The organism is Rhizobium sp. LjRoot30 (assembly GCF_964253915.1).
In the GTDB taxonomy this organism is placed as follows: domain Bacteria; phylum Pseudomonadota; class Alphaproteobacteria; order Rhizobiales; family Rhizobiaceae; genus Metarhizobium.
Map to the genome: position 1 here is coordinate 1 of NZ_CAXUSG020000029.1, position 20,913 is coordinate 20,913.

Below are 20,913 nucleotides of genomic sequence, written 5' to 3' on the forward strand. Positions count from 1 at the left end.
ATGTAAGCCTCTCGATCGGAGAGCTGAGACGTTTCGCGGCAAAACCAAGCACCCGCTCGCCATCTCGGCCAGCTGCAGCAATACGATCCTCCCAAAAGAAGCGGTTATCGACGACTGACATGTCTAATAGGGTTTCGGCAGCGCCTTTGACGAAGATGGTCTGCTCGCCGGTCGGACCGGAATGCAGTGTCGCCATGAACCGGTGAGCGGAATCGAAGGGTATTTCGTCAAGTCTTGGCCACTCGCCGCGCAGGTGCGCCGGCTGCAGCCCAGCCTTGTGGCCGAGTGAAAGCAGCGCGCCTTCCATTGGATCACCGCCAACGAGCCACTCACCGTCCGTTTCCACTAGATCGGCGTCCCCGCACAACACTCCGCAACGAAGCAACGGCCCGGCTGCAGCGAGCGCGGCGACATCGTCCCCTCTTTCGCTTGAGAATTGACCCTTCGGCGCGTAGCCTTAACCACTGACAAACAGACGGGTGTCGCGCATATCGATGCGGCGCGCGGTCATTTCGTTGAGGGTCAGCGTGCCGGTCTTGTCAGTGCAGATGACCGACGTGGCCCCCAGCGTCTCCACCGCCGGCAGCTTGCGGATAACCGCATTTCGTTGGGCCATCCGACGAACCCCGATTGCCAGGGTTATGGTGATGACCGTAGGCAAGCCCTCTGGCACGATGCCGACGGCCAGCGCCACGACGGAGATCAGCGCATCGACCCAGTCGAAGCGACGCACAAGCACGGCAAACGCGAAAAGCAGAACGCTGCCGATCGCCACGACGCTTGTAAACCGCTTTGCGAAAGCATCGATTTGGCGCAGGAGCGGTGTGCTGAGTTGCTCGACGTCCTGGATCAAGCGACTGATACGTCCGATTTCCGTTGCCATTCCGGTGTGAACCGCCAGACCGGTCGCCTGCCCGGACACGACAAGCGTCCCGGAATATGCCATATTGCGACGATCGCCCAGTACGGCCTCAAAAGCGACCGGAGCTTCGTCCTTTTCCGCAACCATCGATTCACCGGTCAGAATTGCTTCATCGACGAGGAACTGGCGGGCGCGCAGCAGGCGAAGGTCAGCGGGAACTCTGTCTCCTGCTTCGAGCAGAACGATATCGCCGGGGACGATGTCGCGGACTGCAATGATTGTTCGCGCCCCCTCTCGAAGAACGATGGCCTTCGGAGCGATCATGTCGCGGATCGCATTGAGCGCTTGTTCGGCCCGCCCCTCCTGCACGAAACCAACAACCGCGTTGACGATCACGACGGCCACGATCACGCTTGCATCAATGACATGGTCTAGCAGAGAGGCCGCCACCGCCGCGGCGAGCAGAAAATAGATCAGCACGTTGTGGAATTGGGATACAAACCTCTTCCATGCCGGCCGGCCTGGCGTGACTGGGAGCTCGTTCGGCCCGAACTGCGCGAACCTGACTGCGGCCTCAAGCGAATTCAGTCCGTGTGCGCTGACACCGAGCGCGTCGAGCGCTTCGTTTGCAGTCTTCCCATGCCAACTGTCAGTACCTTGCCCCATTTATCCCCCAAAAGTTTTTGCGTAACCGTCCTCGATTAGGTCTCGGGTGAGATATTATGTGCTTGCCGGGCCCGAAAGCGCGCTGTCTCACTGCGCACGCAGCTTAAGGTGATCCACATTCACAATATCGCAAAGCCGTCCCAAGGCTGATCCTGGACCATTCCCCTGGATCCGGCGCAGGCGCTTTCCGCCTAACCTTATTGAACGAGAATTTGTTGACGGCGACGGCAATCGTCATCAGCGGATCGGTCCCCGAACATCCACCGGACAAAACCATCACTCCTCAAGCGCCCGTCTTATTTTACGGATCACCACCCCCCGCGCCTTGTCATCCGCGGCGTTGCGAAGCTCAGCCTGCAGATCGAGAAGAAGCGTCTGATAGTCGTTGTTCCAGTCGCGATGCCCGGCTTGCTGAGGGTCTATGCGAGGTGGCGGCCCAGCCTGCGAAATATCGACCGGTCCGTCAGCGTCCAGACGAAATGCCGAATCGAGCCGTGGACGGTACACATGCTCGTCACCGACCAAGGCCGCAGCCCTCCGAGCCATTGCCTCCATCGCTTCTTCCTCACCGTGGACAAGAAAGACGGCGTATCGCACTGGCAGGCGCCCGGCGAGCCAGCTGGAGAGTTCTGCACCGTCGGCATGGCCGCTATAGACGTCGATCGAACGTATATTCGCGCGCACGCTGATCTCGTCACCCTGAATCCTGACTGTCGCTGCACCGTCCTGAAGAATTCGTCCAAGCGTGCCGGCAGCTTGAAAGCCGACAAGCAACACGGTCCCTTCCTCACGCCATAACCAATTCTTGAGACGGTGACGTATTCGTCCCGCCTCGCACATACCGCTTGCCGCGATGACGATATGGAATCCGCGAACGAAGTCGACTGCCTTCGATTGTTCGACGGTTTGAGTGAAACGCACGTTTTTCGAACGGATTGCTCTGACCAGCAGATCTCCGTTCTCCAGATCATCTCGGTGCTTTTCGAAAATGTCAGTAGCGCGAATTGCCAGCGGTGAATCGATGATGATTGGGCAGGACGGGATATCGCCCGTCTCCATCAAGAAAATCAGGTCGGCGAGCAATTCCTGTGTCCGCTCCACAGCGAAAGAGGGAATTATCAGTGCGCCGTCGCGGTGCCGGCTTGCGGTGGAAACCTCTTGTGCGAGAATCCGACGCCGGCCGATATCGGTCGTATCGAGACGGTCCGTTCCGCCATAGGTGCTTTCGCAGACGACGTAGTCAAAACCCGCTGGCGCTTCGGGGTCGTGTTGAAGAAGCTTGAAACCAGAACCGATGTCTCCGGAAAAAAGCAGCCGCAGGAGATCCCGTCCCTGACCGATCTCCATTTCTATGGACGCGGAACCGAGCAGATGGCCGGCGTTCCAAAAGCGCACGCGGACGTCTTGTGCTATTTCCTGCCATTGTCGCAGCCGCACCGGTCGGAACTGTGTCAAGACCAGGGCTGCATCGGTCGCATCGTAGATCGGCTCGACTTGCACACGCGAGCGTCGGCGATTGCGGCGGTTGAGCTGCTCGACCTCATATTCCTGGATGTGGGCGGAATCCGGCAACATGACGCTGCACAGGTCCATTGTGCCGCCTGTCGCGTAGATCGGGCCACGGTAGCCGAAACGGGCGAGCTTGGGCAGAAGTCCTGCATGGTCGATATGAGCATGGGTCAATACGACCGCGACAACGCTTTCCGGATCGAAAGGGAAAGGGCGATAGTTCAACTCCTTTTCCGTCTTGGAGCCTTGGAACATGCCGCAGTCCACGAGGATCAGTCCGCCTGCAGTTTCGATCGCAAAACAAGAACCGGTGACCGTACCAGCCGCGCCGTGAAACCGGATTGTGGGTCGATGTTGCATTGTCATGCCTCCTTGTCGTCACGCTACATTGTTCCATCCCTCACGTCTTGACTTCGATCATCTCGAAACGAGCCATGGACATTCTTTCTTGCCTTCCCTGCTTTGGTCTCAGCTCTTGATTGTTCTTCGACGAGCGATACCTTGAGTTGAGGTCATGCGCTTGTGATGGAACTTTTATACACGGGTTGGCGTTTGCAACGCCAAACGAGTGGGGGATAATTGATGGGGCAGTTTACCACTGGAGAACGCGAACTCGGCGCCGCCGTCCTCATAATTTTAGCTATTGTTGGCGTCGCCATGGCTGCGGCCGGACGATACGATCCACTCGGTATCCACGGCGGAATAGTGCTTTTCTACAGCATAGCTTTGCTGTTTATTCTCATTTCCGGAGCGTTCGGACCACCGCCCGACCCGGAGAGATTTAGCCGCTATTACGACGACCCGATCAAGGTGGGGGTCTGTCTGACGCTCCTCTGGGCGATCTTCGGAATGTTCATCGGTGTCTGGGCGGCAGCGCAACTCGCATGGCCATCCCTGAATTTCGACACGTCCTGGGCGAGTTTTGGACGTATTCGCCCTGCTCACACCACAGGCGTCATTTTCGGCTTTGGCGGGAATGCCCTGTTGACCACATCTTTTCACGTGGTCCAGCGGACGTCGCGCGCCCGTCTTGCAGACCAGTTTTCACCCTGGTTCGTGTTGCTGGGTTTCAACCTTTTCTGTCTTATCGCCGTTTCAGGATACTTTCTTGGCGTCACCCAATCGAAGGAATATGCCGAAGCGGAATGGTATGCCGACATCTGGCTCGTCATCGTCTGGGTGACTTATTTCTTCCTTTATGTGCGGACGCTCGCACGTCGAAAAGAGCCGCATATCTATGTCGCCAACTGGTATTATCTAGCGTTCATTATCGTCGTGGCGATCCTGCATATCGTCAACAATCTGGCCATTCCCATCTCGCTCGGCCATGCAAAGAGCTATACGATCTGGGCTGGCGTTCAGGACTCGATGGTGCAGTGGTGGTACGGGCACAATGCGGTTGCGTTCTTTTTGACGGCCGGCTTCCTGGCTATGCTCTATTACTATCTTCCCAAGCGCGCTGAACGACCGATCTTCTCCTATCGCCTGTCGATCCTCAGCTTCTGGGGGATCACCTTCTTTTACATGTGGGCCGGATCCCACCATTTGCATTACACAGCGCTCCCCCACTGGGTACAAAATCTGGGCATGACGTTTTCGGTCATGCTCCTGGTGCCGTCATGGGCTTCGGCAGGGAATGCTCTTTTGACCCTCAACGGTGCTTGGCATAAGGTGCGGGACGACGCCACCCTTCGATTCATGATGATGGCCGCGTTTTTCTACGGTCTTTCCACATTCGAAGGTTCGTTTCTGGCCATTCGGCCCGTCAACTCGCTGTCGCATTACACCGATTGGACCGTCGGCCATGTCCATGCCGGCGCACTCGGTTGGGTTGCCATGATCACCTTCGGCGCTCTTTACACGCTGGTTCCATCGGTCTGGAAGCGCGAGAGGATGTATTCGGCCGCACTCGTCGAAGTGCATTTCTGGCTGGCGCTGATCGGCACGCTGATCTACGTCTTTGCGATGTGGAATTCCGGCATCATTCAAGGTTTGATGTGGCGGACTTACTCTCCTGACAACACGCTCGTCTATTCTTTCGTCGATACCCTCGTTGCAATGTATCCTTATTACATCGCGCGTGCGTTCGGAGGCTTGCTCTTCCTCCTGGGCGCAGTCGTTGCCGCTTACAATGTCTGGATGACGATCCGAAGTCCGGAGACAGCACCTCGGCAGTCGACGGAAGACCTTCCATTCGGACGGCCACCACTCGAGCATTCCACGACCTCGCCTGCGGAGTAGATCGATGCCGGAACTGATGCACAGAAAACTGGAACGATCGGCAACGGGCTTCATGCTGGCAATCATCGCCGCCGCGAGCGTCGGGGGGATCGTGGAAATTGCGCCTTTGTTCACGATTGATGACACCGTCGAGACCGTAACAGACATGCGCCTCTACACTCCCCTGGAACTGGCGGGGCGTGATATTTACGTCCGCGAAGGCTGTTACGCCTGTCACAGCCAGATGATCCGGACATTGCGCGACGAAGTCGAACGTTACGGACCTTACTCCCTCGCCGTCGAATCCCAGTACGATCATCCAATGTTGTGGGGATCCAAGCGGACTGGGCCGGATCTCGCCCGTATCGGCGGCAAATATTCCGACTTCTGGCATGTGGCGCATCTCACCAACCCACGCGACGTCGTGCCGGACTCGAACATGCCTTCTTATCGGTGGCTGGCGACCACGCCCCTCGATCTTGCCGACCTGCCCCTAAAGCTACAAGCACAGAGATCGGTCGGAGTGCCCTACACGGACGAGATGATTTCGAATGCATCGCGGGACGCCTACGGACAAGCATTGCCTGACAGTGAACAGGCATCCGGGGTCAGCGAGAGATACGGCGAGGCAACACAGATTTCAGCGTTCGACGGCGTCACGACCAATGTCACCGAAATGGACGCTTTGGTAGCGTATCTACAGGTTCTAGGACAGCTGACGAAGGCTGCCTACGAGAATACCGCCGCGCCCGAGCAGATGCCAAATCCGAACAATTGAGGGGATAAGATGGAGATCAGTCATGACACATTGGTCGAAGCGGCCAAGACATGGGGCCTGTTCTATCTGATCGGCTTCTCGATTTGCGTTGTCGTCTACACCTTCCTGCCATCCAACAAGCTGCGCTTTGAACGCGCCGAAGCGCATGTCTTCGACAAGGAGGATCGTCCGTGGATGTAGAAGAGGTTGATCCGGTCAGTGGTAGAAAGACCACCGGGCATGTCTGGAATGGCATCAAGGAGCTTGATACCCCGATACCGAGGGGAGTGTTACTATTCCTGATCGTGACGCACGTATTTGCTGTGCTGTGGTGGTTCTTGATGCCCACCTGGCCTTTGGGAGCGACCTACACTAAAGGCTTGCTGGGCTCTGATCAGAAAACTTCCGTCGAGGAAAATTTGCGTGATGCGAATGCCGCGCGCGTCCCCTGGATCAAGCAGATCGAAACGAAGTCCTACGACGAGATCCGGTCCGATGAGCAGTTGATGGTGAAGGTCCGGTCGAACGGCCACCAACTTTTCGGTGACAATTGTGCCGCCTGTCATGGAAGGGATGGAAAAGGAGGGCGAAATTATCCCGACCTGACCGACGATGACTGGCTTTGGGGTGGAGGCCCTGAACGCATTGCCCAGACACTGACGGTCGGCGTCAATTCCCGGCATCCCGACAGCCGGATCGGCCAGATGCCGGCGTTTGGGCGTGACGAGATGCTGGACCGGCAGCAGGTGTCGGACGTTGCCGCCTATGTGCGATCCCTAAGCGACCCGACCACATCAACCGCCGCCAACATCGGACAGATCGACAAGGGGCGGGAAGTTTTCGTCACGACATGTGTCGCCTGTCACGGCGAGGACGCCAAAGGAAATCCAGAGGTCGGGGCACCGAACCTGACGGATCAACATTGGATTTACGGCGGAAGTCTTCAAACGATCATCGATACCATCCATGGCGGCCGCCAAGGTCACATGCCCACATGGGATGAAAGGCTGACGCCGGTAGAGATCAAGGTTCTAGCGCTCTACGTGAACGCCTTGGCGCAGAAGGAACCGTGATGGCGACCATTTTACGCGAAACTGCAAAGCGATCGATGTCGGTGTGGCTCGTGGTGGCTGTCGTCGCTCTGGTCCTGATCGGCGCCAATGCTCATTTGGCGTATGTTGCCTTTAACAGTCAACCGGGCTGCGTGGCACATCTAAAGGACAAGGGTGAGGCACCGGGAAAATTCCGGGCTGCCAAATCGGCATGTTGACCAGGAGACGACGATGGCCGGCAAAGAACACTCGTCCACACTGATTTCCGAGGTTTCGGATATCGAGGAGACACGTAATATCAAGTGGAAGCGCGATCTGTCTTGGGGAGCGCCGTTGAGATGGCTTTCGTCGGGCTGGAAAGATCTTTGGACACGGCCCATTCCAAGCCTCCTCTATGGGGTGGCGGTTTGCGCCGCCTCGATCGTTTTCATTGCCTATATGTTCGACACCGGCAGGGATTATTTCCTGTTTCCGGCCCTTGCCGGATTCCTGATCGTCGGGCCTCTGATCGCAGCAGGACTTTATCTCAAGAGTCGCAACATCGAAGCCGGGAAACCTGTAACGCTTCGAACGATGCTTGCTGTTCAGCCGCTCTCGGGTGCACAGGTCTTCTTTACCGGAATGCTCTTGGCGATGCTGATGATGCTTTGGATGAGGGCGGCAGTTCTGATCTATGCACTTTTCTTTGGTGTCCAGCCATTCCCAGGTCTCGATCTCATCGTGGATATGCTGCTGACGACCCCAAGGGGTTGGGCCATGCTCATTGTCGGAAGCCTTATCGGATCGCTGTTTGCCGGTTTCGCCTTTGCCCTCAGCGTCTTTTCCATTCCCCTGCTCCTGGATCGGAGGATCGACGCCATCACGGCAATGGCGATTAGCACAGCCATGGTGTGGAACAATCTCCGGCCTTCATTGATGTGGGGTGCAATCGTTCTGGTGCTGTTCCTCGTCAGTGTCGCTACCGGGCTTTTGGCATTGATCGTCATTTTTCCGTGGTTGGGCCATGCGACCTGGCACGCCTATCGCGAGATGAAGTAAGGCCATGACCTGTTGCGGCTCGCCATTGGGAGTTACTGACGCGCGGACTATGAACACCCGCAACGCGGATGAAATAGCGGTTGCAAGCCGATCGCTCGGAAACGGGCTGCATCAGTCGGTGCTGTCGGTCCCTGACATGCACTGCGCCGCCTGTATCGGAGCAATCGAGAAAACTCTGTCCAGTCTTGACGGCATTCGCATGGCGCGCGCCAATCTTTCGACCCGCACGGTGACAGTGAATTGGTTGACGGAACAGGGGCAGCCACCTGCCATGGTGGAAGCCCTGCAAAAGATCGGTTTCGCCTCGCATATCCCTTCTAACGAAATCGAGACGGATGATGGGGCGCACGCCAGCCTCGTCAGTCGACTGGCCGTCGCCGGATTTTGCTCGATGAATATAATGCTCTTGTCCGTCTCGGTGTGGGCAGGTGCAGATCCTGCAACGCGCCAAGCCTTCCATCTAATATCTGCTGCCTTGGCTTGTCCTGCCGTTTTCTACTCGGGCAGTGTTTTCTACATCTCAGCGACGCGGGCGCTTGTACATGGCCGGGTCAACATGGATGTACCTGTCAGCATCGGGATCGTTTTATCATTTGTCCTCAGTCTGTACGACGCATTGTCAGGCGCCTCTCATGCATATTTCGAGGCCAGCACGTCGCTTGTCTTCGTCCTGCTGGTCGGCAGAGTCCTCGACAATTCAATGAGACGAAAAGCCAAATCCGCCGTGGCAGCATTGGCCCGTATGACACCTCGTGGCGCGAACCTCGTCGCAGAAGGAGGGGCGATCGATTACATCGCGCTGTCAGACATCAAGCCCGGAATGCAGCTCTTGGTCCCTGCCGGCGGACGATGCCCGGTCGATGGAACCGTCGTGGATGGCAAATCTGAAACCGACCCTTCGATCGTCACAGGGGAGAGCCGTTGGAAAAGTGTCCGGCCGGGATGCGATGTCCGCGCCGGCGAGTTGAATATGTTAGCACCCTTCGTCGTTCGTGCCTCCGTCCATGCCTCGCAATCGCTGCTCTCGGAAATTGGCCGCATGTTGCAGGAAGCAGAGAACGCTCGTTCGCGCTATCGGCGCCTCGCGGATCGTGCGGCAGGACTTTACGCACCGATCGTCCATTCGCTATCTGCGCTCGCCTTCGCCGGTTGGATCATCATCTCGGGGGATCCGCATCTATCGCTGACAATCGCGATCTCGGTGCTGATCATCACCTGCCCTTGCGCGCTGGGTTTGGCCGTTCCGATGGTGCAAGTTGTTCTTGCGCGGCGCCTGTTCGAGCGGGGTGTCATGGCGACCGACGGATCCGCTTACGAGCGTTTGAATGAAATTGACACCGTCGTCTTTGACAAGACCGGCACTCTCACCACTGGCCGACCAACGTTGCTGAACGGTCACGAAATCGCAGCTGAACACCTCGTCCTGGCCGGATCCTTGGCACAAATATCGCGTCATCCCATGGCCGTAACTATACTCACCGCTTTTAGACGTGCAGGCTTGAAATCTGTCAGCGTTGCGAATGCGTCCGAGAGAGCTGGTCTCGGGATAGAGGGATCGTATTGCGGCGATGTCTATCGGCTGGGTCGTGGCGACTGGGCTGCCACAAATGGTTCAGAAGCATCAATGCTCGGGTCAACTGTGCTGTCGAAAAACGGGCGACCCATCGCATCCTTTCAGTTTGGCGAAACCATTCGGCCAGGCGCCGCGGAGTTTGTGCGCTTCCTGAAAAAGCGGGGGGTTGGCGTCGCTGTCTTCTCCGGAGACTCCGAATCCGCCGTACAATCCGTATCGGAACAACTCGGCATCGCCGATTACAGGTTCCGGCTCATGCCGGGTGATAAAGCGGCTGGTCTGCAAGATCTGCAAGCGCAAGGCAGAAAGACCCTCATGATCGGCGACGGTATCAACGATGCGCCCGCGCTCAAGGCGGCCAATGTATCGATGGCGCCATCGACCGCGAGCGAGATAGGGCGCAGCGCCGCGGATTTCATTTTTGTCGATGAGAGCTTGGCGGCGGCCCAAGATACGATTGATGCCGCATGTCGCGCGCACCGACTAATCCGACAGAATTTCGCCCTTGCTGCGCTGTACAATCTGATCAGTCTGCCGATTGCTCTCGCCGGCTTTGTGACACCGCTCGCTGCCGCGCTCGCCATGTCGACTTCGTCACTCATAGTTGTCGCCAACGCTTTGCGTCTTGGGGCCGTACCGTTTGGAAGGCTCAAAGCGTCCGATTTGCGAACCACAAAGGAGGCCATGGGTTGACCGCTTTAGAGGTACTCGTCCCTCTTTCTGTCGCGATGGGGGCTGTCGGCCTTGGTGTCTTCTTGTGGTCGATGCGTAGCCGACAGTATGAAGACCTCGATGGCGCAGCCGAAAGAATTCTTCTGGACGACAACGATGAGCCAGGGTGATCCGCCTTGTCTCATGTCAATGCGAAATTCGCTGAGTAAAGCAAGAGGAGGGAATGATGGTCGATGATGCTGAGGTCCCGAACGCGGATAAACCCGATAGTCAGGAGACATCAAAGCGGGTGGTCGACCCCTCTGATGCGGTCACGGGGCTGGGTTTTATATTCGGACTGCTCGGAGCCGTTGTCGGCATTGGAGCAGCGGTTTTTCTTTCACCGACTTTTGGCTGGAGCATCATCGGATACTGTTTGCTCGCGGCGCTAGCGGGTGGATCGGCCGGCGTCGTAACGGGCGGCATGATCGGCGCGGCCATCGCCGTCTTGAGAGGTGTCGTTCTTTCGGCCCCAGGGCGAAATACTATCCTCGCAGCGGAGCAGTCAAAGCGCACCGATCGAGGGTAAGACACAGACGGGGCACTTCGTAGACGCAGCACAACAACGCCCACCGCATGTTTTCTTGGCTGCATAGCGCTCGAAGGCCTTGTCAAAGCTGCTACTTGACGATTTCCCGCAATGTCGTTTTCAACGAATCCTCGCCGGGGTGGGAGATGTCATCGATCAGATAGACGGGTGCCCCGCCGTCGAGATTTTCCTTGACGAGGGTGAATGTGACCTTGGTCACATCGGCCTTCCCACTATCGTCGTCAAAACACGCCTTGGCCTTGAAACCGACGACAATCTCGATCTTACCCTTCTTATTTGTCGGTGGGCTATAGGAGATACTTTTCAAAGGGCAGCTGTCCTGGCCGCCAATGATCGGATCCCAATCGATCATCATCTCGTGTCGTCGTTCGTTGCTCTTGAGCAGGGCGGTTGCGAAGGCCTTTGTAAAGTCTTCACTAAAATAACGGAGCAACACGTTTGCAGAGAAATAGTCCTCCTGAACGAACTTTCCATCGGCTGGGTCAGAGGAATTGTGTATGGCCATATCGATGAGAACACGCACCGTTTCGACCGGCTCATCTGCCGAAGCGGCAGATGCTGTAAGCAGGTACAATGCAAACAAACTGTAGCTGAATTTTTTCATTATTGGTCTCCGTTTAAAATTTCTTTGACGGCGTACGCCGCCCGCAGGGGGCGCTCGTGCTATCGTTTGATCGTCAAGAGCTCGACCCGTCCGATCGAGGTCAGCCCATCTTCAAGACCATTTTGCTCGTTCAAGTGCATTTGCTCCTTGCCCCAAGCCTGCACGAGAGAGGTCAACGCGTCGTCCTCCTTTTTCACCACCATAGAGAGAGAATAGGTCTTGTCGCATTGCTTTGCGCAGTTGAAATGCAGCACACCAATGGCCTCAATGTCTCCTTCTTTGGAAATGAAGATGGCGCCGCGCTCCGTCGCGCTGTGTGGCCTGACCGCAGAGAACCGGAATATGCCGGGCGCGACCTCCTTCGCGTCGTCGGGCGCGCCGCCGAGAACCTCCTCGACTGCATCTGAAATCCCTTGCTTCTGGCCAAGCCAAGACACTTTTCGCTTATCGAGGAATCCTCGAAGTGCCGGTTCAAATGATTTCGCCCACAAGAGTTCATTGGTATTGGAACATCCAAGTATCGAAGAGATTTCGCAAACCGCCGCCGCATTGGCGATCGGTGCAAGGAGAAGATAGGTCAGGACGGCCAAAAAACGCATTGACTGCTCCTAGAATAACGGAACGAAATGATCCGAGTTCGGTTTGTTTCAAGCATATTGTCACGCCGACGCCCTGAGGATGGTCGCGACGATGACGGTCGCGAATACGCCCGGCAGAACATAGCGGAGATATCTTCGCGCTTCTTGAGGCAGGTAAGGGTAAGCAGCCTTGAAGGGAAACCGGCTGCTTTCCAACAACAGATCTGCCATGAGGGCCAGAATGAGATAGAAATAACCGAGGGATATCATGAACGCGATCGGTGAATTCACCGACATGCTGCCAGGAAAACTCGACTCGAATGTAAAGCTGAGCGCCGCAAGCGCCAGAAGGGCCGAATAGGTGATCCCAGGAATATCTCCGATGAACCCCCGCGGCGCCCACAACACGAAGAGTGACACGCTCAGCACCGCCACGAAAGGAACGAATATCCGAAGAACGTACCGCGGCCAGGCCCGACTGACGGTCGCCGTCGCTTTCACGCGCATAACCGGTTTTGAATTCCAGCCGTAAAACTGCTCGAGCGAGAATTCGAGGCGTTGCGGAAGCCAGTCAGAATCGGTGAGATCTTCTGCGAGCGACGAAAGCTCCCGGTCCCTGTCGTCAACGATCGCAACAACCTGATCGACCCCGAAGAGGCGAGACGCCAGCGGAAAAACAAGCCGCTGTGTATCGAAGGGGAAAGCGGAAAGCTCAATCGTCGCTCTAAAATCGGCATCGATATTTCGGATCAGCATCACGTCGCCGCTGGCGAAAATCGACAGCGTGGTGGCATCGACGCGGGCGTCGCCGCTCTTGTTCTCCGTCTCAATTGCCGGATACCAGATCCCCGCAAGTCGTTCTTGGGCCAGCGCCTCGACGAAATCCTTTCGGTTTTTCCCTTCTCTTATGGCATCAAATCGAAGCGTCGGATCATTCCAGCGTTGGGTGATCTCGATAACGGCAGAGACAAGACCGCTTGTCTCATCGATTTTCGACAGATCGAGCACCCGCACGGCCAGATGCACATGCACCGGCAACGAAATGTCTTGCGGGATCGGAGCGCCAGCAGCATGCGCCGTCCAGTGAAGGAAGGGCAAAAGCATGGCGGCGACAAGCATGGCTCGGACCTTCCTCATGGTGCCGGACCGCGATTTTCGGCGGCGCCACGAAGTTTCGCCTGAAGAGCCCGAATGGCGGACCATAACTGCAGGTATTCGTCGACGTGACTGAGTGGCTGATGGTCTGAGCCACCGTCCTCGGCGGTCGCCAAGGCGAGTTCGATCAGCGGCCCGGTGATGAATGCGCGGGTCACGATCATGAACAAGGAAAAAGCGATCAGGAAGCCAGAGATCGAGACGGCGACAACTGTGATTACCGATCGAGAAAGGTGGCTTTCAAGGTTGCTAAAATCACGGGCAATGACCAGGACGCCGATGAGGTTGCCGCTATAATCCAGCAAGGGTCGTCCCATCACCTTGAATTGCCGGCCATCAGCTGAATATGAGGTCACATAGGGAGCCCTCGACAGCTGAACCGTATCTGCTTTCTGCAACGTACCGAAGAATGTCGCGTCAGTCGCGGCCTCAACGGTCAAACCAAATCTATTCTCGGATGTTGTTCCGTCCTCGCGTAACTGCGTCGACGGGTCAAGAAAGAGAGCGTAATCAGCACCGGTGGCCGCTTTCGCCAGATGAAGGAGAGACGTCAGTTCGACGCCGATTTCTATCGTTCCAACGAGGCCCTGATCGGAGATGATCGGTGATACAGCCCGCAACGATAGCCCTTTTACCCCAAGCTCAAGTCCTTTCTGGGTCCGCTTGTCATGATTGGCCGCGATCACCATCGGCCGAAATTTCGATAAATCCTGTCCGAAATTTTCAGGCTCCGACACTCGCAGGAACGATTTCATGTCTGGAGTGTGGAAATGCATGACATTGATGCCGCCGCTGGTAGCAAGGCGCTGAAACAGCGGACGGCTTGAATCGAGCAGGATTCGGCGATCTCCGGCTGCCATCGATTCGACGACACGCGTGTCGGACGCAATTGCTTCCGAATGGGTGGCAGAGAGAGTTGCGGCCTGGTTCATCGCGGTTGACAGCACCATCGATGCGTCTTCGATTTGCACCCGTTCAGAGTCCCGGAGAAGCGCATGCGTGCTGACCTGCGTCAACGCTCCACCGACCGCCAGAATAGTGGCGATAGCGACCCCGGAGATCAGGGAAAGCGATTTGTCTAACTTCACGCGGACCTCGCTTTGCACGCGGCAAACGTAAGGCTCGGCGACATCACAAGCACGCGGGCGGCGGTATTGCTCACTTTGCGGTCACTCTCCCCTGAATTGATCGGCTGGCGACCAAGGCCACCACAGGGGTTCGTTATCAAAGTGGAAGTGGTTGTCGATCACTGAGGCCGTTGCGGAAGAGACAGTGGGATAACGCGCATAAAATTTGGGACGCGCAGCACATATGGTCTCAAGGCAATCCGGCAGTCGAAAAAAATCGATACGGCTAGATACGCCCGAGCAGGTTCAACCAGTGCCTCAGGCGTTCTCCGTCGTGAAGCGGGCCATCACTGCCACCGAGATAAAATGGGGCCTGCGCGGCCATCGCTCGGATATCGCTCGGTGTGGCGCCATAAATGGATTTGAATGTGCGTGCGAAGGCGGACGCGTTCACAAACCCATGCTGATAGGCCAGCTGACTGATTTTCTTATGTTGTTGACGGCCATCGACGATTTCCTGGAAAACGCGACGCATTCGGCGCTCACGGATATAGTTTGTTACGCCTTCCACGGCTTCCATGAGACGATACAGTGCCGATCGCGAGAGACCGAGCTTGCTGCAAATGTGTTCCGGCCCGAGATCCGGGTCCAGCAAGTTTGCTTCGATGAAACGCTGGACCCGTTTGAGTTCTGCGGTGGCGATTTCTTCGTGTCGGGCACGAGAATCTGCGTCGGCATTGGTCAATCCAGCGATGAGCCCTGCGGTGCTGGACGCGTAGTGTTCGGCGTCCTTGGGATCGATATGATCGCGGTTGTCCCAAAGGGTCGCCACATGCGCTCTCAGCAATTTGGCTGGCAGGGAATTGGCGGGAAAATAGACGTCATGAATGCCATCGAGATGAGGGTCCGACAAACCGAACAATCCATGCGGCAGCGCAAAGGTGAAATTGCGGCAGTTGCGCGTCTGCGTCGTAAGTGTGCGGGTCAGATCGCAGAGGAAGACATCGCCGGGCTGCGACACGATGAAGCGATCCTTGACATATCGTGTATCGCTCCCTTCCAAGATAATCTGCACCAAGAGAACATCAGATCCGGCCTGAGCCGCTTTTCGTCGATTTCGATCATAGCGATAGTCGGCATTGAACATGCCAGCACGAGCAAGAAGCATCGGGCCAAGCTGTATGCAATGGACCTGCACGGAGAAGTCTGGTGACTGGGACCAGTCCGCGATCTCCGCGTCGAACACGGCCGAAACGGCCTCCCGATAGATTTCGAAACTTTGTCGTCCTCCCATCGCGCCGGCCGCTATGGTCAAAGCTGGAAGTCGGGAAACACTGTTTTGGGACATAACTGCAGAAAAGGTTCACAAGTAATACAAGCGGTTGCAAGCCGTCTAATCCAAGGCTCGAGCGCCAAGCAAAGAGGGTTTGCACAAATTCCACGTCAAATACAATCGCGATGCGGATTTGGACATAAAAACAAGAAGACCGCGTCGATTCTATCTCCGCGGCCCTCGTGTGACATTAGCCTGTCATCCCCTAAACATTGTCTCAGAACTCCTGCCAGTCGGCACTCCGTCTTTGTCCGCCGAAGGCTTGCCGGACCTGCGCCCCAAGGATGTGAACGGCGGACACGGGCTTTTGACGGCTCGATGACGCGTCAGCATCACCGTACTCGGACTTCGTATTTTCTGCGAGCGTAAACCCGGCCACCAGCCTGCGCAGACGGTTGGCTTCTGCAGCCAGCGTGGAACTTGCGGCATTGGATTCTTCGACCATGGCGGCGTTTTGCTGGGTCACCTGGTCCATCTGATTGACGGCCGAATTGACTTCAGCGAGCGCGACAGACTGTTCTCGCGCCGACGTTGCGATCGCGTCCATGTGATGGTTGACCGACACGACGAGCGAGCCGATGGACTTCAACGATTCGCCAGCGCGCGCCACCAATTGCACGCCGCTCTCCACTTCGACGCTGGACGTGCGGATCAGCTCGCGTATTTCTTTTGCGGCCTGAGCCGAACGTTGTGCGAGTTCGCGCACTTCGGAGGCGACGACCGCAAAGCCCTTGCCCGCTTCCCCTGCCCGTGCGGCTTCAACGCCGGCGTTCAAAGCCAAGAGATTGGTCTGGAAAGCGATTTCGTCGATCACTCCGATGATGTTGGCGACCTGTGTCGAGGACTTCTCGATGCGATGCATTGCGTCAATGGCCTGCGATACGATCAGTCCAGACGATCGCGCATCTCCATCTGCATCGGCTGCAATCTTTCGTGCATCTTCGGCTCGCATGGTGGAGCTCGTCACATTTGCCGTAATCTGGTCCAGAGCGGCGGCGGTTTCCTCAAGCGAAGCAGCTTGCTGCTCGGTTCGTTTCGAAAGGTCTTCAGACGCTCTGCTGATTTCTGCAGTTCCCCCATCGATGGAGCGCGTCACGTCAGCAATGACCCTGAGCGTCTCCCCCAGCTGCCCGGCGGCGGCGTTGAAGTCGGATCGCAGCTCCTCAAAATCGGCTGCGAAGGGCTTGTCGAGCCGAACGGTCAGATCACCGCCGGCAAGACGCCTCAACCCGTCAGCAAGTCCGTTGGTCGCTTCTTCCATCTGACGAGCTCTCGATGTCTCGATCTCGTGATCTTTCTCACGTTCCGCTTCTGCAACAGCACGCTGGACCTCGGCCTCCTGGGCGAGCTTTCGCGCCTCCAGGCCGTTTTGCTTAAAAATCTGAAGCGCTCTCGCCATATGACCGATTTCGTCCCTGCGATCGGTCGCATCGATCTCTGGTGTGAGATCACCAGAACTCAGTCGATCCATGAGGCCGGCGAGGACTTTCAATGGCCGCACCAGGCTCGATCGCATGGCAAACCACCCGCCGGCCATGATCAGGGTAAAGCTGCTGACCACACCGCCCAGTGTGGACCACAGGCTGAAAGTGGCAACCGCGTCCGTCTCTACCCGCGTTTTTTCCGCCAATGTCACGAGTTCCGTGAATTTCTCGACTGCCTTGCTCGAGAGAAGCGGGAATTGGCTTTGACAATCGCGCAGGTATACCTCTTGCGCCTGAAGCGCCTGCTGTTCGCTAAGCGCTGTTCTTGCGAACGAGATCGTCACGCGGCAGGTCTGATCAAGAATGGTCAATCCGTCCGATTTCAGCTTTTGCAGACCCTGGTCTTCTGGCTGAGCGGAAATCGCGACGTCCATGAACTTCATGAAACTGTCGCGGCTCGACGCGAGTTCGTCAGCACTTTTCGTTTTCGCCGCTGCGTCTTTGATGATGACCAGATCGGCAAGGGCTGCGCGGGCATTCTGCATTGCCCGGTTCGACCGCGAGACATAGATCGCCGCCTTTACCTGATGATCCAGAAGCGACTGATAGTCTCCATTAGTATTCCATATCTGGTAACTGGCAAAACCGCTCGAGAGAATGCCGAAGACGCCCAATGCGCCCATGAGGATCAGGAATTTTCCGAGTATGGGAATGTTCTTCACGGATGCGTGCTCCATCCGGCGGCGCCGGTGACTCGAGTAACAGGATGACTTGCAGAATCATTCTGCCGAGCGACCAGAGGTCGTGCGCGGGGCATGATTGGATCGCCGGGACGCCAGTCGTGCAATATTCGCCAGCATTATCATGAAGGCCCAATGCGTGACCGTCGTTGATCTAGCGCAAACATCCAGCAGGCAGTAAATCAGACACGCGGGAAAAGCTCTGCAAAGCAGTTTCAATGCCCGGAGTTCTACCGCCGGGGAAGAGGGTCTACTGTTGAGCCTTTGCTGACGTGGCAGCGAGCATTGCTCACCGGATAAAAATTGAGGTCGAAAACTTAACGAAAATTAAGTTTGGCAAACAAGACCTTAACAAGTTGTTTCAAGATGATTAAGCAGCTGTTCGCCGCGATGCAATAAATCTCGGCGCCAACGCAATCAGACGACCTTGAGAAACACCATGTTGAGTTCCGGTCATTGGAACAGTGACGATTTTGCCGCGCTACGATCGGAAATGGCGGCGCTATACGAAAGCACGCCGCTTCATATCCGGGAGACTGTCACGAAGGTCGCCAAGCGCGCGGCTCCTGTGCTCGTCCAGCGGTTTTATCGAGTGCTCATGGAGCAGCCACGCGCCGACTACTATTTGAACCAGAAAGTGGTGAGCGAGCGGCTGAGCGATTCGTTGCAAAGATGGATCGTCGATCTGCTTCCGACACGACTGCCGGATGCTGAGAGATTGATCCAGCAGCAGACCGAAGTTGGCAACATACATGCGCGCATTCACGTTCCAATCGCTCTTGTCCTGAGAGGTTTTCGCGAACTCAAGCATGGAATTGTCGAGGATATTGCGCGTACGAGGCTTTCGGACACGGAAAGCACCCTCGCAGTTCATTTTATATCGATCATGTTCGACCTGGCGTTCAGTATCATGTCGGCCGCCTTTGTTGTCGGCTCCGAGCGTGCTGCCAGGTCACAAGAGGCGCTTCGTCTTTTCGCTACCGGACAAGATGTCGTGACGGAACAAGAACGCCAAAGGGCTGCGCTGTCGGAATGGGCACAAACGGTCTTCTTCCATGCACAGCTTGGTGAAAACAGCGAAATTTTGCCCCTCAGCCAGTCCGATTTCGGACTATGGTTTGTCCATCGCGCAAGCCTGCTTTTTAGCGCCTCGAATGAATACGACGCGATCCTCGGCGCGATCGGCGAAGTGGACACGCTCTCACGCAGTTTGCGGGAGAACCCCGATGCTGATAGCAGGCCGGTGCTACTGAAATCGATCAAGCAATCGATCGACCATATCGGCAGCATGCTCGGAATGTTATTCGAACGCTGTCGGGAATCCGAGAATGCGCGCGACCCGCTAACACGGGTCTTCAATCGAAGATTTCTTTCGACCATGGTTTCGCGTGAGATTTCCATTCACAATGAGACCAAACGTCCGTTTTCCGTCGTCATGTTTGCGATCGACAACGCATCGAAAAAGCGGGCGACGTACGGTGAAGACGATGTCGACGTAATTATCCAGCACACAGCGACACTCCTCTTCAACAGTGCGCGTCGCAGCGACTCTGTGTTTCGGGTCGGACAGGAAACCTTTCTGGTGATCCGTGTGGAATCCGATGCTGACAAAGCATACGATTTTGCCCGGGACGTTGCCAATCGGTATGCCATGACGCATTTCGATGTGGGCGGCAAAACGCACTACGAAAACTCGCTCAGCTTCGCTGTTGCAGAATATGACGGCCATCCTGATCCCAAACGATTGGTGATCAGAGCACAGCAGGCGCTCTCAAGGAATTAGTTCACCATCGGAAGGCGGATTCTCACATCGGGAAAACTGCGCCCACAATAGCAACTGGAGGATGCAATGAATACTCTTCGCAATCAACCCATTGGTTCAAGCGGTGAAGAAGCATTATCTCGCCGTTTGGAGTTCATGCAACTGACTGAAGAGAGCTGCGCGGAAATCCGTTCATTGAAGTCCGTCGTTGAAAGGGAATTGCCGGTTGCGCTTGACCGCTTCTATGGCGAGGTGCGCAAGACGCCCGAGGCTCGCCGCTTCTTTTCCTCCGATGAGCATATTTCACGAGCAAAGGGTGCTCAGGTCGGCCATTGGGTGAACATCTCGAATGGCGATTTCAACCAGGAATATTTCGAAAAGGTTCGCAAGATCGGAATGGTCCACGCCCGCATTGGGCTCGAACCCCGATGGTATATCGGTGGATACGCGCTCGTGCTTGACCACCTTATTCAGTCAGCAATCACCGAGAACCAAGCGCAGCGACGCAGCTTGTTTCGCCGGCAGCGAGACAGCCGCAGCTTCGCCAAGGCACTTGGCAGCTTGGTCAAGGCGGTTCTCCTAGACATGGATCTCGCAATATCCGTTTATATTGAAGAGGCTGAGCGATCAAAACAGCAGGCTGAGGCTGAAGCGATTGCTGCCGAACAACTGCGCGTCACGGAAGTGTTCGGTCATGCCATGGCACGCGTCGCTGAAAAGGATCTCTCCGCCGTCATCACCGCTGATTTGCCCCAAGCTTATCAGGGTCTGCGCGACAATTTCAACGATGCACTCCGACAATTGGCCGGTACTTTGACCTCTGTAAGTTCTGCTGCCTCGCAAATTCACGCTGGTGCGCACGAGCTGCGCACTTCCTCCGAGGATCTCGCGCGCAGGACGGAAAGACAGGCAGCAACGGTCGAGGAAACGGCAGCCGCGCTGGAGGAAATCACAACGACCGTGGGAGAGAGCAGCCGGCGCACACAGGAAGCGGGCGAGCTGATCAGAAAGACCAAGGCAAGAGCAGAACGCTCGGGTGAAGTCGTCAGCCAGACGGTGCAGGCAATGGTCGCGATCGAACAGTCCTCGTCGGAAATCAGCAGCATTATCGGCGTCATTGACGAGATTGCCTTCCAGACCAACCTGCTCGCCCTGAATGCCGGCGTCGAAGCCGCACGCGCGGGTGACGCGGGCAAGGGCTTCGCCGTGGTGGCCCAGGAAGTCCGCGAGCTTGCGCAGCGATCCGCGCTCGCCGCCAAAGAGATCAAGCAATTGATTGGCAGTTCAGCCGAGCAGGTCAAGGCAGGCGTGA

General features: G+C 56.5%; 19 protein-coding genes and 1 pseudogene. 11 read left to right on the forward strand and 9 right to left on the reverse strand.

The window, feature by feature from the left end; translation table 11 throughout:
- The 3 genes and pseudogenes from ACSQ3I_RS27375 to ACSQ3I_RS27385 all read right to left on the reverse strand — a co-directional run.
- Nucleotides 1–370, reverse strand: a pseudogene (locus ACSQ3I_RS27375) (cation-transporting P-type ATPase); the annotation flags it as partial.
- A gap of 87 nt (nucleotides 371–457) precedes the next feature.
- On the reverse strand, nucleotides 458–1,528 hold the full coding sequence (locus ACSQ3I_RS27380; RefSeq protein ID WP_436004229.1) for an HAD-IC family P-type ATPase: 1,071 nt from the start codon (nucleotides 1,526–1,528) through the stop codon (nucleotides 458–460).
- 276 nt (nucleotides 1,529–1,804) lie between these two features.
- Nucleotides 1,805–3,397 carry an MBL fold metallo-hydrolase gene (locus ACSQ3I_RS27385; RefSeq protein WP_436004231.1) on the reverse strand — a complete coding sequence of 531 codons (1,593 nt, stop codon included), beginning with the start codon at nucleotides 3,395–3,397 and terminating at the stop codon, nucleotides 1,805–1,807.
- A gap of 222 nt (nucleotides 3,398–3,619) precedes the next feature.
- On the opposite strand from ACSQ3I_RS27385, the gene ccoN reads away from it, so the two are divergent.
- From ccoN to ACSQ3I_RS27430, 9 genes are read left to right on the forward strand one after another with little or no spacing between them, the layout of a single operon-like run.
- Nucleotides 3,620–5,278, forward strand: a complete 1,659-nt coding sequence (gene ccoN / locus ACSQ3I_RS27390; RefSeq protein ID WP_436004233.1) for a cytochrome-c oxidase, cbb3-type subunit I — start codon at nucleotides 3,620–3,622, stop codon at nucleotides 5,276–5,278.
- A 4-nt stretch (nucleotides 5,279–5,282) separates the two neighbouring features.
- Nucleotides 5,283–6,035 carry a cytochrome-c oxidase, cbb3-type subunit II gene (gene ccoO / locus ACSQ3I_RS27395; RefSeq protein WP_436004235.1) on the forward strand — a complete coding sequence of 251 codons (753 nt, stop codon included), beginning with the start codon at nucleotides 5,283–5,285 and terminating at the stop codon, nucleotides 6,033–6,035.
- 9 nt (nucleotides 6,036–6,044) lie between these two features.
- Nucleotides 6,045–6,215 carry a cbb3-type cytochrome c oxidase subunit 3 gene (locus ACSQ3I_RS27400; RefSeq protein WP_436004237.1) on the forward strand — a complete coding sequence of 57 codons (171 nt, stop codon included), beginning with the start codon at nucleotides 6,045–6,047 and terminating at the stop codon, nucleotides 6,213–6,215.
- The gene (gene ccoP, locus ACSQ3I_RS27405; protein WP_436004239.1) at nucleotides 6,206–7,087 is read left to right on the forward strand and encodes a cytochrome-c oxidase, cbb3-type subunit III; all 882 of its coding nucleotides are present in this window, start codon (nucleotides 6,206–6,208) and stop codon (nucleotides 7,085–7,087) included. The genes ACSQ3I_RS27400 and ccoP overlap by 10 nt, the downstream gene beginning before the upstream one ends.
- Complete coding sequence (locus tag ACSQ3I_RS27410) at nucleotides 7,087–7,284, forward strand: hypothetical protein (protein WP_436004241.1); 198 nt, start codon at nucleotides 7,087–7,089, stop codon at nucleotides 7,282–7,284. Before ccoP ends, ACSQ3I_RS27410 begins: the two co-directional genes overlap by 1 nt.
- Nucleotides 7,285–7,297: 13 nt before the next feature.
- Nucleotides 7,298–8,104 (forward strand): DUF2189 domain-containing protein, encoded by an 807-nt coding sequence (locus tag ACSQ3I_RS27415; RefSeq protein WP_436004243.1) that lies wholly within the window; start codon nucleotides 7,298–7,300, stop codon nucleotides 8,102–8,104.
- 4 nt (nucleotides 8,105–8,108) lie between these two features.
- A complete protein-coding gene (locus ACSQ3I_RS27420) occupies nucleotides 8,109–10,370 on the forward strand; it encodes a heavy metal translocating P-type ATPase (protein ID WP_436004245.1) in 2,262 nt (753 codons plus the stop codon).
- Complete coding sequence (gene ccoS, locus ACSQ3I_RS27425; protein ID WP_436004247.1) at nucleotides 10,367–10,519, forward strand: cbb3-type cytochrome oxidase assembly protein CcoS; 153 nt, start codon at nucleotides 10,367–10,369, stop codon at nucleotides 10,517–10,519. The genes ACSQ3I_RS27420 and ccoS overlap by 4 nt, the downstream gene beginning before the upstream one ends.
- A gap of 53 nt (nucleotides 10,520–10,572) precedes the next feature.
- Nucleotides 10,573–10,917: a hypothetical protein gene (locus ACSQ3I_RS27430; protein ID WP_436004249.1), complete on the forward strand. Its 345-nt coding sequence runs from the start codon at nucleotides 10,573–10,575 to the stop codon at nucleotides 10,915–10,917.
- Nucleotides 10,918–11,008: 91 nt separating this feature from the next.
- Here the strand turns inward: ACSQ3I_RS27430 and ACSQ3I_RS27435 are convergent, their stop codons facing one another.
- The 6 genes from ACSQ3I_RS27435 to ACSQ3I_RS27460 form a co-directional block, all read right to left on the reverse strand.
- Nucleotides 11,009–11,542 carry a hypothetical protein gene (locus tag ACSQ3I_RS27435; protein ID WP_436004251.1) on the reverse strand — a complete coding sequence of 178 codons (534 nt, stop codon included), beginning with the start codon at nucleotides 11,540–11,542 and terminating at the stop codon, nucleotides 11,009–11,011.
- Nucleotides 11,543–11,601: 59 nt separating this feature from the next.
- Complete coding sequence (locus ACSQ3I_RS27440) at nucleotides 11,602–12,141, reverse strand: hypothetical protein (protein WP_436004253.1); 540 nt, start codon at nucleotides 12,139–12,141, stop codon at nucleotides 11,602–11,604.
- Between the two features lie 60 nt (nucleotides 12,142–12,201).
- Nucleotides 12,202–13,239 (reverse strand): neurotransmitter-gated ion-channel ligand-binding protein, encoded by a 1,038-nt coding sequence (locus ACSQ3I_RS27445; RefSeq protein ID WP_436004255.1) that lies wholly within the window; start codon nucleotides 13,237–13,239, stop codon nucleotides 12,202–12,204.
- A 14-nt stretch (nucleotides 13,240–13,253) separates the two neighbouring features.
- A complete protein-coding gene (locus ACSQ3I_RS27450; RefSeq protein ID WP_436004257.1) occupies nucleotides 13,254–14,363 on the reverse strand; it encodes a cache domain-containing protein in 1,110 nt (369 codons plus the stop codon).
- A gap of 265 nt (nucleotides 14,364–14,628) precedes the next feature.
- Nucleotides 14,629–15,657 (reverse strand): AraC family transcriptional regulator, encoded by a 1,029-nt coding sequence (locus ACSQ3I_RS27455; RefSeq protein WP_436004259.1) that lies wholly within the window; start codon nucleotides 15,655–15,657, stop codon nucleotides 14,629–14,631.
- 235 nt (nucleotides 15,658–15,892) lie between these two features.
- Nucleotides 15,893–17,821: a methyl-accepting chemotaxis protein gene (locus tag ACSQ3I_RS27460; protein ID WP_436004261.1), complete on the reverse strand. Its 1,929-nt coding sequence runs from the start codon at nucleotides 17,819–17,821 to the stop codon at nucleotides 15,893–15,895.
- 457 nt (nucleotides 17,822–18,278) lie between these two features.
- Between ACSQ3I_RS27460 and ACSQ3I_RS27465 the strand changes: the two genes are divergently transcribed.
- Together ACSQ3I_RS27465 and ACSQ3I_RS27470 are read left to right on the forward strand one after the other, a co-directional pair.
- Entirely contained in the window at nucleotides 18,279–19,622 is a 1,344-nt protein-coding gene (locus ACSQ3I_RS27465) for a GGDEF domain-containing protein (RefSeq protein WP_436004263.1), read from the forward strand.
- Between the two features lie 66 nt (nucleotides 19,623–19,688).
- Nucleotides 19,689–20,913: protoglobin domain-containing protein (locus tag ACSQ3I_RS27470; protein ID WP_436004265.1), on the forward strand; the 1,225-nt coding region annotated here is incomplete at its 3' end.

What these genes read in the sequence shown, in the direction of transcription:
- ACSQ3I_RS27430 (WP_436004249.1), top strand. Translation starts at nt 10,573, where the DNA reads ATGATGGTCGATGATGCTGAGGTCCCGAACGCGGATAAACCCGATAGT.
- ACSQ3I_RS27440 (WP_436004253.1), bottom strand. Translation starts at nt 12,141, where the DNA reads ATGCGTTTTTTGGCCGTCCTGACCTATCTTCTCCTTGCACCGATCGCC.
- ACSQ3I_RS27435 (WP_436004251.1), bottom strand. Translation starts at nt 11,542, where the DNA reads ATGAAAAAATTCAGCTACAGTTTGTTTGCATTGTACCTGCTTACAGCA.
- ACSQ3I_RS27445 (WP_436004255.1), bottom strand. Translation starts at nt 13,239, where the DNA reads ATGCTTGTCGCCGCCATGCTTTTGCCCTTCCTTCACTGGACGGCGCAT.
- ccoN (WP_436004233.1), top strand. Translation starts at nt 3,620, where the DNA reads ATGGGGCAGTTTACCACTGGAGAACGCGAACTCGGCGCCGCCGTCCTC.
- ACSQ3I_RS27400 (WP_436004237.1), top strand. Translation starts at nt 6,045, where the DNA reads ATGGAGATCAGTCATGACACATTGGTCGAAGCGGCCAAGACATGGGGC.
- ACSQ3I_RS27420 (WP_436004245.1), top strand. Translation starts at nt 8,109, where the DNA reads ATGACCTGTTGCGGCTCGCCATTGGGAGTTACTGACGCGCGGACTATG.
- ACSQ3I_RS27415 (WP_436004243.1), top strand. Translation starts at nt 7,298, where the DNA reads ATGGCCGGCAAAGAACACTCGTCCACACTGATTTCCGAGGTTTCGGAT.
- ACSQ3I_RS27465 (WP_436004263.1), top strand. Translation starts at nt 18,279, where the DNA reads ATGTTGAGTTCCGGTCATTGGAACAGTGACGATTTTGCCGCGCTACGA.
- ACSQ3I_RS27380 (WP_436004229.1), bottom strand. Translation starts at nt 1,528, where the DNA reads ATGGGGCAAGGTACTGACAGTTGGCATGGGAAGACTGCAAACGAAGCG.
- ACSQ3I_RS27410 (WP_436004241.1), top strand. Translation starts at nt 7,087, where the DNA reads ATGGCGACCATTTTACGCGAAACTGCAAAGCGATCGATGTCGGTGTGG.
- ccoO (WP_436004235.1), top strand. Translation starts at nt 5,283, where the DNA reads ATGCCGGAACTGATGCACAGAAAACTGGAACGATCGGCAACGGGCTTC.
- ACSQ3I_RS27385 (WP_436004231.1), bottom strand. Translation starts at nt 3,397, where the DNA reads ATGCAACATCGACCCACAATCCGGTTTCACGGCGCGGCTGGTACGGTC.